This window comes from Streptomyces flaveolus (genome assembly GCF_044765825.1).
In the GTDB taxonomy this organism is placed as follows: Bacteria; Actinomycetota; Actinomycetes; order Streptomycetales; family Streptomycetaceae; genus Streptomyces; species Streptomyces flaveolus.
The window spans coordinates 140,466-155,304 of the sequence record NZ_JBIWKU010000009.1 but is presented as its reverse complement, the minus strand read 5'-3'; the positions used below and the strand labels follow the sequence as shown (position 1 = coordinate 155,304).

The window sequence follows — 14,839 nt, the reverse complement described above, 5'->3', positions numbered from 1 at the left end:
TGTCTCATGAATTAAGCAACTGCTGTTGCTAACAGCCGGAGGAGGTGCTTAGTGTGGCGCGCGCAACTTGAATCCTTTCAATCGAGGTGAGCAATGATCCGACCCTCACTCCGGACTTACCGGATGCCGCCTGGACGTAGAGCGCTGGCAGCGGCTGCCGTGCTCGCGCTGTCAGCGCTCCTCGTTCCGGCCGCCGCCTCGGGCGGTCCGGTCAGTGCAGCGTCCCGCGCCGTGCTTGACGCCACTGCGGCATCGACAGCCGCCTCGACCGAGACCCCGGCCCTGACTGAGTCCACCTTCGCCGACCCGCCGACTAGCGTGAAGCCGATGTATCGCTGGTGGATGCCTTTGGCTCACACCGATGACGACGAACTCCGTGCAGAGGTTCGTGACATGTACGAGCACGGTGCCGGGGGGTTCGAGATCTCGCCCTTCGTCATCGCCGGCCCGGGCAACCAGGACAACGCATCGCTGGCCACCTATGGCTGGGGTACACCACGGTGGGCTCACAAGATGGAGGTCATCACCGGCGAGGCCGCCAAGTATGGGATGAAAGTCGATCAGAACCTCGGTTTCCAGTACCCGCCCACGGTCCCCACACTGAACAGCTTCAACCAGCCGGAGGCTGAGCAGCAGGTCATCTACGGCCGCGAGTTCAACGACCCGGGCACAACTCGCTCCGGGCCCCTTCCCGCCCCGACCGTGGCACCGCCGCAGGTGTCGCTGCAGCTGTGCCGGCCGGCCCATGCAGGCGACAAGACGCTGCACGTCAGCAGCGTCCGGCTCGCCACGGGCCAGGCGCCCACCGGCCAGCAGACCGGCGTCGGCGGCGTCGCCGTCGGCGACCAGGTGACCGTGGGCAGCGGAGCCGCCGCCGAAGTCGTCACTGTCACTGCTCTGGGCAGTCGTCTTGACGCGTGCGGCACCGCGTCGGTATCGGCGCTGGCCGGCCCGCACGCCTTGGGCGACTCGGTGACCGACACGGCGCGAACCACACGCATCCGCACCGTCGTGGCCCAGTGTGCTGACGCGTGCACCGCCTCGACCCCCGCACCTGTGGGTCTGGACCCGGCCTCGGTCGTGGATGTGACTGCGAAGGTCGTCGACGGCAGGCTCGACTACCGCTTCCCGGCCGGCAACGGACACCCCTGGGTCGTCATCGACTTCCTGCAGTCTCCGTCCGGCTTCCTCGCGCAACGAGGCGGGCAGTCCTACACCCAGCCGGACTATGTGGTGGACCACCTGAGCGCCGGGGGCGCGCGGATCCAGGGCGACTACTGGGACGAGAACGTTCTCACCGATCCCGTGCTTCGTAACCTGAAGCGGACCGGGCGTGACAACGCCGTTTTCGAGGACTCTCTCGAGCTGGGTACCTCGCAGAAGTGGACCTGGAACTTCCTGGAGAAGTTCAAGTCGCTTCGCGGTTACGACCTCACGGCCATGCTGCCCGCGATAGCCGGCACCGGCACCAATGGCACCAACACGCCCGCATTCGAGCTGACCGGGGTCGGCGCCAAGGCCCGGGAGGACTACCGCAAGACGCTCAGCGACCTCTATGTCAACGGCTACGTCGCGACGATGCAGCGTTGGGCGAAGGGCCACGGCCTGGAGTTCCGTGCACAGATGTATGGACAGCCGATCTCCATGGCCCAGGCTGCTTCAGTGGCGGGCGTGCCTGAGACCGAGCTGCACGAGGGCGAGGCGGCGCAGGATCACCGCACGATCAACGCCGGCGTCCGCTACGCGGGCAGGAACCTGATGTCCGCCGAATGCTGCTTCGTGTTCCTGGGCAACTACCGCTCCAGCCTGGCCGGCCCCACCGTCGGAGGCAACCTCGGAGCCCCTGTTCCCAACCCGCTCCCGGTGGGCGGTGCGCAGTCGCAGGGTCTGCTCGACAGCGTCTACCAGACGTACGCCGGCGGTGTGAACCAGCTGATCTGGCACGGCTACCCCTACCGTGACGCCCCGCAGGACACGACGGCCGACAATGCGATCGGACGCGACGGCGGGACCTGGCCGGGCTACGAGCCCTGGGACCTGCGGGGCAACGGACCCAACACCAGCGAGGCCTTCGGCGTGCGCCAGCCGAGCTGGAGCGACTACACCGCCGTCAACGAGCAGCTCGCCCGCACTCAGCTGGTCCTGCGACAGGGTGTCTCGTCCGTCGACCTCGGCGTCTACTACGAAGACCTGGGGCAACGCACCTCCGGGACGCATCAGTTCTCGAAGGTCTCGGCGACGCCCGCCGCCGGCTACACCAACGACTACGTGGCACCCGAGTTCCTCGACAACCTGCCCGCCTACAGAGCCTTGGTGCTCCTCAACCAGAGCACGATAACGGTCGACGGCGCGAAGGATCTACTGAAGGTGGCACGCGGCGGCATGCCCGTCTTCATCGTGGGACCCGCTCCCGCCACCACCACAGGCAACGACGCGACGGCAGCGCAACTCCACACCATCGTCACCGACCTCCTGGCGCAGCCCAGCGTCCACCAGGTCGCCGACGAATCGCAGCTCCCCACGGCACTGCGCGAGGCCGGCATCCGTCCGGCGGTCGCGCCCTCCACACCCACGCACGGCATCAACTACGTCCGACGGGTCACCGACGGAATCAGCTATGACTTCGTCCACAACAGCACCGGCCAGGACGTCGACCTGAAGCTGAGCCTGTCCGGGCGAGGCACGCCGTACCTGATGGACACCTGGTCCGGCAGGATCAGGCCCATCGGCCAGTACACCACCGACGGGTCGGGCGTGACCGTCTCCGTTCGGATCGCCGCCTACGACAAGGTGATCACCGCACTCGCCGAGCCGGGCCACGAGCCCGTCGCGCCCGGCCCTCGGCACGTCATTGCTAGCAGCTCCGGCGAGGTCATCACGAACGGCACGAAGCTGAACCTGCGTGCCACCCGGGACGGGGACTACACGACGTCGCTGTCGGACGGCCGCCGCGACACCGTCTCCGTGCGGGGTCTGACTGCTCCGACGGGTCTTGACACCTGGTCCTTGCAGGCCGAGGTGTGGAGTCCCGGCGCCAAGGAGTACGACACGGTCAAGACAACGCTCGATCCGGTCACCGTGAAGGCCAGGAGCGACGGGACGCTGCCCTCCTGGCTGGACATCACCGACCCTGACCTCACCAGGGAGTCCGGAATCGGCACCTACACCACGACGTTCGACCTTCCCTCGTCGTGGAAGCGCGGTCAGGACGGCGCCTATCTGGATCTGGGCGACGTACTCAACAGCGCTCGAGTGACCATCAACGGTCATAACGTGGTCGTCGATCAGTCCGATCGTGGGTGGATCGACCTCGGCAAGCACCCCACACCCGGCAAGAACACCCTCGTGGTGCGGGTGGCGACCACGCTCATCAACGCCAAGCGCAGCAAGTCGGGTGACAAGAACTACCAGTCCTCCGCCTACCAGAGCACGGGGCTGATGGGGCCGATCGTGCTCACGCCGTACCGCGACACCGCACTGCGATAGACCGCCACTCCAGCGCCCAATACGTAGGCAACGACCAGCACCACGCGCAAGGCTCCGAAGAAGGTCCGCGCCGGGACACGGCCAAGATCGTCGTTACGATCGTGACGGCACCTGGCGGGGGCCGTCTCCCGGCGCATCCAGGTCAAGAGGTCAAGGGAGGAGTCGTCCGAACCAGCTTCGTCCCGCGGCCGTGCCACGGTGAAACCGTCCAAGCTCCGGCCCGGTGAGCACCGCATCCGGCGTTCTGCCTCGGCTCCTCCACGCTGAAACCATCAACGTCGAAGGCGGCCAAGCTCAAGGTCGTGAAGCACCTCTCAGAAGCTCTCCTGAGAGGCGGGGGCGTCGGAACCGTCGCGTTCCGGCGCCTCTTTGGCACTCACATCGACGACTGCCGAATCGCGGGCAGCCATACCGTGTCAACGAGTTCGACCAGGTCATCTTCGGTCGGAAGGGTACGGGTGACGGTGAACTCCCACATCAAGACGGCATGGCCGATGTTGAGTGCCAAGGCAGAAGGCTCTCCTTGGAGCTCCCCGCGGGCGCGCGCCTGCTGGACGAGCTCGCCGACGATCGCAACCAAGACCTCCCCGCCAAACAGGCTTGCCTGTGTAGCGGCATCGCCCTCGACCACGATGCCGCGCGACGCGCCGCCGAACGGACCGTGCAGAAACAGTGCCATTCCTCGCAGGAATGCCACCAAATCGCTTCGAAGATCGCCGTGGGACTCAAGGTTCTCCGACGCCGTCACCCGCCCGCGTTCCATCAAGGCCCGAGCCAACTCGACGCGGCCGCTCCACCGTCGGTAGATCACCGACTTCGCGGCGCCAGACCGCACGGCAACACCGTCGATGGTGAAGTTGTCCCAGCCGCACTCGGACAGCTCCGCCCAGGCGGCATCAAGAATCGCCTGCTCGAGTACGCGACCACGACGGCGAGACTGCTTTTTGACCTCCGCCTCTTCACCCACGTCGCCCATTGTGACACCCCGTGCCAGACGAAGGATTCCCCAGGTCTGCGGTCACGTAATTCCCCAGGTCGTCGCCCAGTGCGGGTTTAGGTGGGCGAGCATGACCATGCGCGGTTGGAGCTATCGCTATGTCGGGCCGGCCGAGTTGAGGAGTCTGGTCCGACCGGACGGCGAGGGTCAGAGCATGCGTTCGCCGGCGGACTTCGACGAGTGGATCTCGGCTCGGACGGTGGAGGAGTTGGCCGAGCCCTTCACCTTCGTTGTCGATCACGCTGGGGTCCTGCGTTTCGCGCCGCGTCGCAAAGAGCACGTGGTGTGTGCTGGTGGAGGAGCCGTACTGGGGGCTGGCGAGATCAGCTTCCGCGAGGAGTCCGGGCGGTGGGCGGTCGACGAAGTCAGCAATCAGTCGACCGGCTACTGCCCGGACGTCAGCTCGTGGTTGGCCGTCGTCGAGGCCCTGGACCAGGCCGGGATCGTTCGCCCGTCCGGCTTCACGCACGAGGTAGTGTTCCGACGCTGCCCCTCCTGCCGGCAGCTCGACATCGTGCGAGAGGAGGACTTCGTCTGCGTCTTTTGTGACGAGGCGCTGCCGCGCGAGTGGAACGTTGACCAGCCCGGACGCTAGGCGGTCGGCGGCCTGCCGGTCAGGCTCTTGGGCGTTTGCTCGGCCGGTAGCTGGGGTCGTTCATGATGACCTGGTGACTGGTGTTGATCAGCCGGTCCAGGAGAGACTCGGCGACGACGGGGTTGGGGAACAGCGGATACCAGTCGCTGGGAGCCCGGTTGCTGGTGAGGATCAAGGACCGGCCCTGCCTTTCACTGACCAGCTCGTAGAGGTCATCAGCCTGGGCTGCGGTGAGCTGCCGCATCGCGAAGTCGTCGAGGATGAGCACGTCGGGGCGGACCAGTTCGCGGGTGCGCTTGTCCCAGGTGCGGTCCGCGTGGCCGCCGGCGAGCTCGGCCAGGATGCGGCTGGTCTTGGCGAAGCGGACGTTGGCACCCTGGCGGACGGCCTGATGGCCCAGTGCCTGGGCGACGTGTGTCTTCCCGACGCCGACGGGTCCGAACAGAATGACGGACTGGCCGGAGTGGAGCCAGCGCAGGGCCGCGAGGTCACGGATCTGGGCGGCGGGCAGCTTCGGGGAGGCGTTGAAGTCGAAGCCGTCCAGGGTGGCCTGTTGTTCGAACTTCGCTCTGCGCAGGCGCCGTTCGCGGCCGAGCACGGCGACAAACTGCAGATCGTCAAGCTGAACATCGCCGAGAACCCGCTGACGACGCAACGGTTCCAGATCCAGGCCATCCCCACCCTGCACGTCTTCGCGCACGGTGAGACGGTCAAACAGATCAAAGGGGTCAAGCCCAAGGCTGCGCTCCTGCGCGACCTGGCCGAGTTCATCTGATCCCCAGGGGTGGGCGCCTGCCGCAGTTGCTCATCACTACCGAGCAGACTTCGATGGCACACGCTCAAGGCTCGCTGTCACGGGACAGTGGGCTGCCCTCTGACAGGTGATCTTGATCGGTTGCCAGGCGATATTGACCGTCGCGGTCGAACGCCTGTCGGTACGGTCAGCCCATGGAAGACCTGCCCGAGAGCGTGGACCGCCACATCCTGGACCATCGGATCGTTCTGGCGCTCAAGGCAATCATGGACGCGTCCGGCTGCACGCTCCACGAAGCGATCGACATCTTCGGGGTCCGGTACGAGGAGCTCCGCTGCGACCGGCCGGACGACTTTCAGGTGAGCCGCGAGGAGTACGGACGCAACGTCTACACCTGACCTGAGGTCTTCCCCGCCGGTCAGACTCATCTGGCAACCGGTCAAGATCACTTGTCAGAGGACATGGGCGAACGGAGAGACGCCACGGAGCCCGCCGACCTGGTCACCCGGCACGGCATCGACCCCGTGTACCTGGGCCCGGCCCCCGCCCCTCCTGCACACGCGCAGGCCCTCGCCCGCATCCAGGCGGTGCCGCCCCGCATCTGCACGGTGTGCAGCGAGCAGGCAGCAACCGCCCGTATCGCCCCCTTCCCGGATGCCGGGCCGCGCTGGGTGGAACTGTGCTGGGACCACGGCATGGCAGTACGACGGCGCACGCGCCTGCCGGAGACGCTGGACGGCATCACTGCGTACCTGCGGGCCGCGGCCCGTGAGTCCGGCCTCCCGGGAGCGGCGCGTCTGGCGTTCTGTTCTTCGTTCGAGGCAGCCGGGGCCGGCCGCCGAGACGAGGAACCGCGATGACCGCCCCTGTACCGCCGCCCACCGAGCCCGACGCCTCTGCACGCATTTGCCCCGGCGACCAGATCGGTCCGTGCGCCGCATGCCGCCGCCCCACCCACACATACGGGCGCGACGCCCGCTCGCCCTTGTGCGAGTACTGCGACGCGAAGGCCGTCGAGCGGTGGGGCAGGAAGCTGCACGTCAGCTGATCCGGCCGTCCAGCGCGCCGGTCGCCAGGGCCTCGCGGTAGACCTGGCCGCTCGGCCCGTCGGACTCCCGGTCGTCGAGCCAGTCGAAGAGCCGTCCGCCGTCTCGCCCCAGCTCCTGACCTGGCCGGTCGTCCGGCCCGGCGATGAACCCGTCGAGCGACGTCGACGTGTACAGCCGAATCGGGTGGGGCATCGTGGACTCCCTCGCTCCGCCACGCCTCCGGCCCGCGGCCCCTGCTCGGCCGACGGAGGTGCGTGTGCAGGGGAGGCTGCCGACGACCGGCGAACTCATCGCACCGGCACGCCGAGGAGGGTGTCACCGAAGGGCGCGAGGACTCGCTCAGCGCTCGAAGGCCGCCGTCGCCACGGGCACCGCGAGCAGCAGACTGAGCCCGACCAGCGGGAGCCGGTCCAGCCACAGGACGGCGGCGAACTCGCGCAGGGTCGCGGAGAGCCAGTACGCGGGGGAGGTCGGCGCGCCGATGACGTCGACGGGGACGCCGGCGCGGCGGGCCAGCAGGGTGGTGCGGTAGACGTGGAAGCCGCTGGTGACCACCGTGGCCCGGTGGCCGGGACCGGCGTGTTCCATGAGGGCCCCGCTGAAGCGGAGGTTCTGTCCGGTGTTGACGGAGTGGTCCTCCCGCACGATTCGGTCGGAGGACACTCCGCGGGCGCGCAGGTAGTCGGCCATGGCGTCCGCCTCGGAGACGACCTCGTCGTCGCCCTGCCCGCCCGAGACGACGAACGTCACAGGATTCGTGTCCGGTACGTCGGGCGCGTCGACCGCGAGGGCGCGCTCCAGCCTGCGCCGCAGCAACGGGCCGGGCTGGTCGCCGTCGAGCCCGGCGCCCAGGACGACGACATGGGTGGTCCCCGGAGGCGGGGTGCTGCGCCCCCGGACGATCACGTACCCGGTGAAGACGAGGAAGAGCAGCGAGAGGTACCCCGCGGCCGCGTTCACCGCGACCATGAGCCCACCCGCCACCTCGCCGCCGACCGTGTACAGGACGGCGTCGAGGCCGAGCACCGCCAGCATCGCGCAGCCGGCGGCGCCGGTGGCGAGCAAGGGCGTCTGCGGCCCGTAGCGCCGGACCAGGAGGACGGCGTCGACCAGCAGGAGCAGGCCCAGCGCGAGCGCCCCGAGCACGGCGAGGACGGCGAGCACGGTGGCGACGGTGTGGTGGCTCTGCGCGCTGCGGGCGGACACACCGAGTCCGGCAGACGTCACCGCGAGGCAGAACAGGACCGCGGTGGAGAACCGGTGCGGCGCCAGCACGGCATGCACGAGGCCACCCGCGGCGAACACCGCCGCGGCAAGGTACTCCGGGTACTCCGGCACGTCCCGCACCACTCCGCTCTCCCACCCGCGGGGCCCCGGGGCCCGTCCCCGCCCGCCTGTCGCCGCCTTCGCGTTCCCGGGCTCGCGCAGCGCGGCGGACCTGGTGCGGACGGTCGCCCGTCATCCTCGCAGACCGGCCGCGACGCGCCGCAGGCGGGCGTACGTTGCCGCCATCGACGGAGACCGGCATACGCGGGATACGCCGTCGCCCGGGACCGGCATACGCAGCGCCTCAGCGACGGCGTAGATGCCCAGCCGGCTGTCGCGGACCTTCCTGACCAGATCCGACAGGGCGCCGTACGGCGGGTCGATGCCTTCGCCGGACTGGGCCATGTACTGGGCGGCCACGAAGGCGGCGGAGAGACTGTTGCGATGGGGAGGGGCTGCAGCCGGACGACCGTGTGCAGGAGCGCGGCCGCGCGCCAGGCGGTGTCCGGGTCGGGCGCCTCCAGCGTCGGCATCCGGGTCTTGTCCCGGAACCGCGTAGCTGCCCGGCGCTCCGCCTGGTCCCGCTCCTGACATCTCCGGGGCGGGAGGGTGTCAGTTGCTGAGGTCGAACAGGCCCCACGCGGTGAATGGCTCAGCCTGGACGTAGTTCCTGCTTCCTCGGCTGACGACCCGTCGGCGGCGGGGAGCAGGGTCATTGGGCAGGGTGAGCACGCTGACCTCCGTTGGTTCGACAGAGGTTTCGGTGAGCTCTCCGTGGGCGAGTCGGTCTCGCTCCTCACCGTTGCCGCCGTAGAAGGTGACTCGCTCGCCGTGGACGGCCACCGCTTTGGCGCCCCGTACGCGGTTCGACCTCACCCTCACGGGCTGGCTGGTGCGGTCGGGGCGTATCTCTACGAGCGGGAGGTCCATGTAGGGGCACGCCCAGGCGGCGGAGCCCGACACGTTCAGGGCGTAGCAGTCGAAGAGACCGGGGATGCGGGCACCGTCCGACGTCCAGGCAAGCCGACCCGTGGCGCTCCAGCGGCGGATGCCGGCCGGGTTCTCGTCGAAGTGCCCGACGCATCAGTGACCGACAACGGCGGAATCTTCGGACCCGGACGACTCATACCCAACCAACGACTCGATGGACAGCAACGGTCAGCCGACCGCCTACCTCTTCCGGCGCCGGACCTGTGCAACGCACCTTGCCTACGCGGACTTCACCTAGCCGGCCATCGCACGCCGTACCCCCTCGGCCGCCCTCGCCCTGGGAAATCGCCTGTCACACTCATCTGCCTGCGGCGCCTCGCTCGCTGATGTGCCGCTGCAACAGCTTGACTGCCAGGTCATGGTCGTACTGAAGGGCGAGGTCCATGGGCATGTGCCCGTCCGCGTCCGGGAGTTGCGGGTCGGCACCGAAGGCCAGGAGCACCGCGGTAGTAAGCACGGTCAAGCCGCCGGTCGGCGGAGACCTCGTCGTACGCGACGGCCGAGGCGCGCGGGGTGCCGTCAGCATCAATCCACGTGAAGCCGTAGCTGCGCATGGTGATCGTCATACCGGCATCATCGCTGGTGGCACTGACCCCTGGGCCCGGGTGCGCCCGGCGGCGCCGCGGCACACACCTGGGAATGTGCTGTCTCCACCGGGCCAGCCGATGCTCGCCGAGGCCCGCTCCGAGCTGCCGCCCGAGCGGGCACTCCCTGGCGGGCTGGCCTTCGAACGGAAACCCGACGGCTACCGGGCGCTGCTCTTCGTCGGCTGCGGCTACGGCGGCGAATGCCGTGTCGTGCACTGAGTCTGCGATCAGGTTGTAGTCCCAGACGAGGTGCCATCCACTGTCGGTCTGGGTGATGCGGGCGATGTGTTCACCGTGGTCGTGGTGTCGGATGGTCATGGACTGGCCCTCCCACGGCGTAAAGACGGGGATGGTGACTCCGGCGGCGCTGTGGCTGGCCGCCGAGCCGTCTGATCTGAGTGGCTGGCCCGGCTTTTGCGGGCGCTCGTGCTGGTGGCGCCGAGGGGCCGGGGCCGGGCAGGCGACGGGGGATTACGCCTGCCCGGCTCCGGAGGCAACGGCGGCACAAACAGGGCGACTGCGGGCCTTGCCGTTCTGCGCCCCCATGCGGGGTGACGATCTCGGGGACCGCCAGGTGCGGGTGTCACCCGGATGCCCGGCGTGGCGTGCGGGAGGCTGCTTCGGGCCCGGACGCTGGCGTCGGCAACGATTCGCCCAACCGAGGAGGAAGACTCTTATGGGCATGCTGTCTGCCCGGCGCCGAATACCATGGGCCGCCGCCGTGGTCCTGGCCACCGCCACCGCCGGCCTGGCCACGACCGGGGCGTCCGCGCCCGCCGCCGCGTCCAGGGCCGGAGGAGAGGTGAAGCCGACCGTGGTCCTCGTACACGGGGCGTTTGCCGATGCCTCGGGCTGGAACGCCGTCGGCGAACGCCTCCTGGACCAGGGCTACAAGGTGGTGGCCCCGCCGAACCCGCTGCGCGGTCTGTCCAATGACGCCACCTACACCGCCTCCGTTCTCAGGAAGATCGACGGGCCGATCGTGCTCGCCGGCCACTCCTACGGCGGCGCGGTCATCACCCAGGCTGCGGCCGGGAACCCCAATGTCAAGGCCCTCGTCTACGTCTCCGCCTTCATGCCCGACGTCGGCGAGTCCCCCGCCGAGCTGTCCATGAAGTTCCCCGGCAGCGAACTCGGCCCGGCGCTCAACCCCGTCCCGTACACGGCCGGCACCGGCAGCGGCACCGACCTGTACATCAAGCCGGACATGTTCCACTCCGTCTTCGCTGCCGACCTGCCTGCTTCGCAGACCCGGCTGATGGCCGTCGAGCAGCGCCCGGTCTCCCAGGCTGGGTTCGGAGAGAAGGCCACCGCCGCCGCCTGGAAGACGATTCCCTCCTGGGCCATCGTCTCGAAGCAGGACAAGGCCATCGCCCCCGATCTCGAACGCTTCGAGGCCCGCCGGGCCAAGTCCCGCACCGTGGAGATCGACTCCTCTCATGTGTCGATGATGTCCCATCCGGACGTCGTCACCCGCCAGATCCGTGACGCCGCCACCAGCACCGCCACCGGCGGCAAGCCCGCGGCGCTCGCCGACACCGGCTCCCGCACCCAGCAGCTTGCCGGGGCCGGAGCCGTAGCGGCCTTGCTTGTCGCCACGGGCACCACCGTCACCCTCACTTCCCGCCGCCACACCCGGCCATAACGGCGGCGCCCCCGCACGAGCCACGTGGGCAAAGACGCGGGGGAGGGTGCCACAAGCCGGGCCGGCCGTGCGGCCCGCCCGGTAAGCCACTCCGTCCCCGGACATGCCGGACCCGGCGAGCCGCTCCCGTCGCCGTCGACGATGATCCGTTCGACGTGCTTCCTCGGTACGCCTAGGTGTCCCTCGCGTTCGCAGAACCGTTTGGCGGCCTGGTAGTTCATGGCCCATTTGTCGGCCTGCGTGCGGCGCGGCGACGGCTTTTCGTCCTCGCCGGCGGGCTCGATTCCGAGGACCTGTTCGCACAGCCACTGCTGGACGGTGGTGAGCTTGTCCCAGCCATACTGGACTGCCCGCACCCACCGGCCGAGCTCCTCGCCCTGGCGCACGACGTCGCCCGCCTCGGTGGGCAGCGCCTCACCAGCGTCCAGGTGTATCCGCACGTGGACCGTGGGCTGGGAGGGCGTCGGCGGGGGAGCGGACTCCGGCCAGTTCACCGAGATCCGCACCAGCACCGTCGGCGTCCAGGTCGGTGAGCTCCAGGTCGTCAACTGATCCCCCACGCGGGTCTGTGCCTGCCGTGGTCGGGCCTGTCGGCCCGGGTTCGGTGCCCGTGGTCGGGGCCGTGCAGGCGTTCCTGGAGTGCATCCAGTCGATGCGGTGGTCGGGGTCGGTGGTGGGGTGCCAGGCCTGCGGTGGCGGCCGGCTCGCTGGCTTTGATCATCACTGTTCCGTCAGGCCGCTGCTCCGGGGAGGCGTAGAGCATGACGACGAATTCGCTGTTGGGGGTTGAGGACGCGCCCGGTTTTCCTGAGCAGGTACTGCACGTCTTCTGCGTCGTGGATCAATGGCCGCCATGGCGGCTGTCGCCTGGATGGCGGTGTGACCCTGGGATGTGGAGATCGTTTGCAATGCATGATCAAACCAGCCACGTTTGCCGTCTCGGGCGCCCTGCTCGTTGGTGCCCTCTTCATGTCAGCGACACCTGTTCAGGCGGCTGATGCCGATCCCGAGCCTGCTCGGGCAACTGCTCCCCTCCCGACGGCACCGGTGAGCACCTGCCCGAGCGGCCTCTTGGGCATTCTTCTTGGCTGCGGCCGGTAGAGGGAGCAGGGGATAGACCGATGGAGGCGGGTCCGCGGCCGGTGTGGCTGCGGGCCCGTGGGCCTGCCGTGGTCGGGCCTGTGGTTGGCCGGGTGTGGGGTTGGTCAGGAGCCGGGCGGGGCGTGGTGCTTCCCCCACTGGGGGCCGAACAGCTCCACGAGACGGTCAGCGGTCCGGGTCATGCCGTCGCGGCGCAGCATGGCGTCGGTGCGGGACGGGTTCCGCAGGTACCCGGAGATCAGGTTGTCCACGATCACGGCCATCTGGTCGGCTGCACCGTGCCGTGGGGCGTGTGCCCCGAGTACGGCGGCACCCTCGAGTCCCGCGCGTCCGGCACGGGCGGCTTCGACTCCTGGTGCACGGACTTCACGTGCTTCAACGTCTGGCCGTACGACCGGCTGGATGCGGCCTGCACCGAGCCGGCCACTCACACCGTTCAGGCCGACAACGGCGACCGCTATGTGGTCTGCGACGGTCACGCCTTGACGGCCAGCGCCCAGATCACCGACGGCCAGGTCCTGCCCGGACTGCCGGCCTGAAATCCTGGGAGGAGCAGTCGAGCCGCAGATCGGCCCTGACCTCGACGTCGTACCGTGCGTTGGGGAACGGTTCCAGCCCCGGCACGGCCGGCGCGGGCACCAGTGGCGCCCCTGGGTCGTTGCTCGGCGCCCCGAGCCCCGACGGCAGCGGCCGCCGGCTCCGGCCCTCCAACGCGGTCAGGCACACGTTCGTAGCGATGTGGTACAGCCACGTACGGACCGAGGCCCGCGCCGGGTCTTACCGCTCGCGCGCCTACCAGGCACGCAGCAGTGTCTCCTGCACCAGATCCTCGGCCTCGTGCGCCGAGCCCAGCATGCGGTGGCAGAACGCCGTCAGTTCACCCCGGTGGGGCTCGAAGTCCACGCGGTCATCATGCGGCACGCGCGACTCACAGCAGGTGTGTCGGGCCCTGGTAGAGGTCGCCCGCGTTGCGGGAGAGCGCCGCGATCAAGCTGCCGTAGTCGCTGACGGGGACGCCCCGACCGACGTAGACATCGACCTTGCCCTCCTTGTCGATGCCGAAGTGCTTGCGGCGGAACGCCTGGTCGGCCGCGCGCTCGGGTAGGACCGTCGCGGACACGGTGACCGTCGTCCCCGACCGTTTGAGGCGTACGGCGGCCAGGTCGGCCGGGGGCCGGGCGGGCTCCTGGTCCCGTTGCGCGTCGGCGGTCCTTCGTGCGTCCTGCACCGCCCAGGAGACCGGCGCCGCTGGAGGCGGCGGTCAGCCGGCGGTGCGCTCCGTGCCGGGGGCCGTGTCCGTGTCGTCCTGGTCCTGGTCGTGCTCGTACGGGGCGCGGGCTTCGGTCATGGCGCGTTGCCGGGCGTGTTCGCCGCCGCCGTGCTCGCGGGTCGGCCGTGTGGCCATGCCGTGTCGGTACGCCGGCTGCTCCGAGTTCGGCGAGGACGACAGTGGCCGCGCGCTCCCGCTGCGCGCGGCCGGGGGCTCCGCCCTGGTTGTCCCGGTCTTCGCCCGGACGCCGTCCAGCGGCCTGGATCATCCGGCTGTGGAACCGGGCGCCTTCCGAGCCCGTGTGCACGCGACCCCGGGGGGTCTGTTGCTGTTGGGGTTCTTCCTCGGCGGGTTCGGGTTGCTGGTGCGGCGGGTTACTTGTCGCGTCCGAAGCGTGCTGCCAGTGCGGTGCCGCTGGGTGTGCCGTTCAGCATGCGGCGCAGTCCGTGGGTCATGGCCTGCTGTTCTTCCGGGGTGAGGCAGTCGGTGACCATGGCGTCGGTGCGGGTGTCGATGGCACGCAGTGTGGGGAGCAGTTCCTCTCCGCGCGGGGAGAGTCGCAGGTAGACGACCCGGCGGTCGACCTGGCCGGGTTCGCGGTCGACGAGGCCTCGTTTGGTGAGGGTGTCGACGATGCGGCTGGGACTGCCGCTCTCGCAGACGATCAGGCGGCCCACCTCGGCGAGTGTGAGGGGGGCGCGCTCGGCGAGTACGAGGAGGATTTCGGCCTGGGCGGGGGTCAGGTTGAGGGGGCGGAGCTGTCCGGTCATCTGCCGGGCTCCCTCGCGCTGGGCCGCCAGGAGCAGGTAGCGCAGTTCCGAGTCGTTCCGGGGCGGCTCGGGCGTCGTGCCGGGTGGCGTCTCCGTGGTGACGGGGGAGTGGGGCATGGCGGCTCTCCTGGGTGTCGAGCCGGCTGCGGCTGCCGCAGCCGGGACGGGGGGCATCGTTTCTCGATGATGCAGCATCCATGGCGTGTCATTCAATGCTACGTCATCGATATATGTCGCTTCAGGCTTTTCCGGAGTCCCGCTTGTCACTTTGGATGACTCCGAGAATGTTGTTGCAACAACGATGCTGCGACATGCATGATGAAGCATCG

Annotated in this window: 16 protein-coding genes and 3 pseudogenes; 8 read left to right on the top strand and 11 right to left on the bottom strand. The window is 69.1% G+C overall.

Translation table 11 applies throughout. From position 1 onward, the window contains the following. Positions 1 to 231 precede the first annotated feature (231 nt). On the top strand, positions 232 to 3,486 hold the full coding sequence (locus tag ACIRG6_RS26230; RefSeq protein WP_403324744.1) for a glycosyl hydrolase: 3,255 nt from the start codon (positions 232 to 234) through the stop codon (positions 3,484 to 3,486). 376 nt (positions 3,487 to 3,862) lie between these two features. Here the strand turns inward: ACIRG6_RS26230 and ACIRG6_RS26225 are convergent, their stop codons facing one another. After that, the gene (locus ACIRG6_RS26225) at positions 3,863 to 4,453 is read right to left on the bottom strand and encodes a TetR/AcrR family transcriptional regulator (RefSeq protein ID WP_403324743.1); all 591 of its coding nucleotides are present in this window, start codon (positions 4,451 to 4,453) and stop codon (positions 3,863 to 3,865) included. Between the two features lie 100 nt (positions 4,454 to 4,553). Between ACIRG6_RS26225 and ACIRG6_RS26220 the strand changes: the two genes are divergently transcribed. Beyond that, positions 4,554 to 5,078 carry a hypothetical protein gene (locus tag ACIRG6_RS26220; RefSeq protein WP_403324742.1) on the top strand — a complete coding sequence of 175 codons (525 nt, stop codon included), beginning with the start codon at positions 4,554 to 4,556 and terminating at the stop codon, positions 5,076 to 5,078. A 19-nt stretch (positions 5,079 to 5,097) separates the two neighbouring features. On the opposite strand, the gene istB is transcribed toward ACIRG6_RS26220, so the two are convergent. Then, positions 5,098 to 5,676, bottom strand: a complete 579-nt coding sequence (gene istB, locus ACIRG6_RS26215) for an IS21-like element helper ATPase IstB (RefSeq protein WP_403324741.1) — start codon at positions 5,674 to 5,676, stop codon at positions 5,098 to 5,100. Between istB and ACIRG6_RS26210 the strand changes: the two genes are divergently transcribed. From ACIRG6_RS26210 to ACIRG6_RS26200, 3 genes are all read left to right on the top strand, one after another. Next, positions 5,632 to 5,853 carry a thioredoxin family protein gene (locus ACIRG6_RS26210; protein ID WP_403324740.1) on the top strand — a complete coding sequence of 74 codons (222 nt, stop codon included), beginning with the start codon at positions 5,632 to 5,634 and terminating at the stop codon, positions 5,851 to 5,853. The two genes, istB and ACIRG6_RS26210, sit on opposite strands and share 45 nt — an antisense overlap. A gap of 173 nt (positions 5,854 to 6,026) precedes the next feature. Next, positions 6,027 to 6,230, top strand: a complete 204-nt coding sequence (locus ACIRG6_RS26205) for a hypothetical protein (protein ID WP_225637173.1) — start codon at positions 6,027 to 6,029, stop codon at positions 6,228 to 6,230. Between the two features lie 63 nt (positions 6,231 to 6,293). Continuing rightward, the gene (locus tag ACIRG6_RS26200) at positions 6,294 to 6,692 is read left to right on the top strand and encodes a hypothetical protein (RefSeq protein WP_403324739.1); all 399 of its coding nucleotides are present in this window, start codon (positions 6,294 to 6,296) and stop codon (positions 6,690 to 6,692) included. Positions 6,693 to 6,890: 198 nt separating this feature from the next. On the opposite strand, the pseudogene ACIRG6_RS26195 reads toward ACIRG6_RS26200, so the two are convergent. The 4 genes and pseudogenes from ACIRG6_RS26195 to ACIRG6_RS26180 all read right to left on the bottom strand — a co-directional run. Further along, positions 6,891 to 7,073 (bottom strand): annotated as a pseudogene (locus ACIRG6_RS26195) (dihydrofolate reductase family protein); the annotation flags it as partial. A gap of 147 nt (positions 7,074 to 7,220) precedes the next feature. Further along, positions 7,221 to 8,219, bottom strand: coding sequence for a YdcF family protein (locus ACIRG6_RS26190; RefSeq protein ID WP_403324738.1), 999 nt, complete (start codon positions 8,217 to 8,219; stop codon positions 7,221 to 7,223). Positions 8,220 to 8,441: 222 nt separating this feature from the next. Continuing rightward, positions 8,442 to 8,695 (bottom strand): annotated as a pseudogene (locus tag ACIRG6_RS26185) (toxin Doc); the annotation flags it as partial. A 740-nt stretch (positions 8,696 to 9,435) separates the two neighbouring features. After that, on the bottom strand, positions 9,436 to 9,600 hold the full coding sequence (locus ACIRG6_RS26180) for a hypothetical protein (RefSeq protein ID WP_403324737.1): 165 nt from the start codon (positions 9,598 to 9,600) through the stop codon (positions 9,436 to 9,438). Between the two features lie 178 nt (positions 9,601 to 9,778). Here ACIRG6_RS26180 and ACIRG6_RS26175 point away from each other — a divergent pair, with 178 nt between their 5' ends. Together ACIRG6_RS26175 and ACIRG6_RS26170 are read left to right on the top strand one after the other, a co-directional pair. Continuing rightward, complete coding sequence (locus tag ACIRG6_RS26175; protein WP_403324736.1) at positions 9,779 to 9,943, top strand: DNA ligase-like domain-containing protein; 165 nt, start codon at positions 9,779 to 9,781, stop codon at positions 9,941 to 9,943. 457 nt (positions 9,944 to 10,400) lie between these two features. Continuing rightward, positions 10,401 to 11,369, top strand: a complete 969-nt coding sequence (locus tag ACIRG6_RS26170; RefSeq protein WP_403324735.1) for an alpha/beta hydrolase — start codon at positions 10,401 to 10,403, stop codon at positions 11,367 to 11,369. Between the two features lie 1,205 nt (positions 11,370 to 12,574). Here ACIRG6_RS26170 and ACIRG6_RS26165 read toward each other — a convergent pair. After that, positions 12,575 to 12,733, bottom strand: coding sequence for a hypothetical protein (locus tag ACIRG6_RS26165; RefSeq protein ID WP_403324734.1), 159 nt, complete (start codon positions 12,731 to 12,733; stop codon positions 12,575 to 12,577). A gap of 27 nt (positions 12,734 to 12,760) precedes the next feature. Between ACIRG6_RS26165 and ACIRG6_RS26160 the strand changes: the two genes are divergently transcribed. After that, positions 12,761 to 13,009 carry a hypothetical protein gene (locus ACIRG6_RS26160; RefSeq protein ID WP_403324733.1) on the top strand — a complete coding sequence of 83 codons (249 nt, stop codon included), beginning with the start codon at positions 12,761 to 12,763 and terminating at the stop codon, positions 13,007 to 13,009. A 19-nt stretch (positions 13,010 to 13,028) separates the two neighbouring features. On the opposite strand, the pseudogene ACIRG6_RS26155 reads toward ACIRG6_RS26160, so the two are convergent. The 4 genes and pseudogenes from ACIRG6_RS26155 to ACIRG6_RS26140 form a co-directional block, all read right to left on the bottom strand. Beyond that, a pseudogene (locus tag ACIRG6_RS26155) lies at positions 13,029 to 13,373 on the bottom strand (sigma factor); the annotation flags it as partial. 25 nt (positions 13,374 to 13,398) lie between these two features. Continuing rightward, positions 13,399 to 13,698 carry a hypothetical protein gene (locus ACIRG6_RS26150; RefSeq protein WP_403324732.1) on the bottom strand — a complete coding sequence of 100 codons (300 nt, stop codon included), beginning with the start codon at positions 13,696 to 13,698 and terminating at the stop codon, positions 13,399 to 13,401. Positions 13,699 to 13,731: 33 nt separating this feature from the next. After that, positions 13,732 to 13,875: a hypothetical protein gene (locus ACIRG6_RS26145; RefSeq protein WP_364822279.1), complete on the bottom strand. Its 144-nt coding sequence runs from the start codon at positions 13,873 to 13,875 to the stop codon at positions 13,732 to 13,734. 239 nt (positions 13,876 to 14,114) lie between these two features. Next, positions 14,115 to 14,627, bottom strand: coding sequence for a MarR family winged helix-turn-helix transcriptional regulator (locus tag ACIRG6_RS26140; protein ID WP_403324731.1), 513 nt, complete (start codon positions 14,625 to 14,627; stop codon positions 14,115 to 14,117). Positions 14,628 to 14,839: the final 212 nt, after the last annotated feature.

Bases quoted from the DNA above. Each gene is read 5' to 3' on its own strand.
- ACIRG6_RS26220 (WP_403324742.1), top strand. From the start codon at position 4,554: ATGACCATGCGCGGTTGGAGCTATCGCTATGTCGGGCCGGCCGAGTTG.
- ACIRG6_RS26205 (WP_225637173.1), top strand. From the start codon at position 6,027: ATGGAAGACCTGCCCGAGAGCGTGGACCGCCACATCCTGGACCATCGG.
- ACIRG6_RS26200 (WP_403324739.1), top strand. From the start codon at position 6,294: ATGGGCGAACGGAGAGACGCCACGGAGCCCGCCGACCTGGTCACCCGG.
- ACIRG6_RS26170 (WP_403324735.1), top strand. From the start codon at position 10,401: ATGGGCATGCTGTCTGCCCGGCGCCGAATACCATGGGCCGCCGCCGTG.
- ACIRG6_RS26165 (WP_403324734.1), bottom strand. From the start codon at position 12,733: ATGGCCGTGATCGTGGACAACCTGATCTCCGGGTACCTGCGGAACCCG.
- ACIRG6_RS26145 (WP_364822279.1), bottom strand. From the start codon at position 13,875: ATGGCCACACGGCCGACCCGCGAGCACGGCGGCGGCGAACACGCCCGG.
- ACIRG6_RS26140 (WP_403324731.1), bottom strand. From the start codon at position 14,627: ATGCCCCACTCCCCCGTCACCACGGAGACGCCACCCGGCACGACGCCC.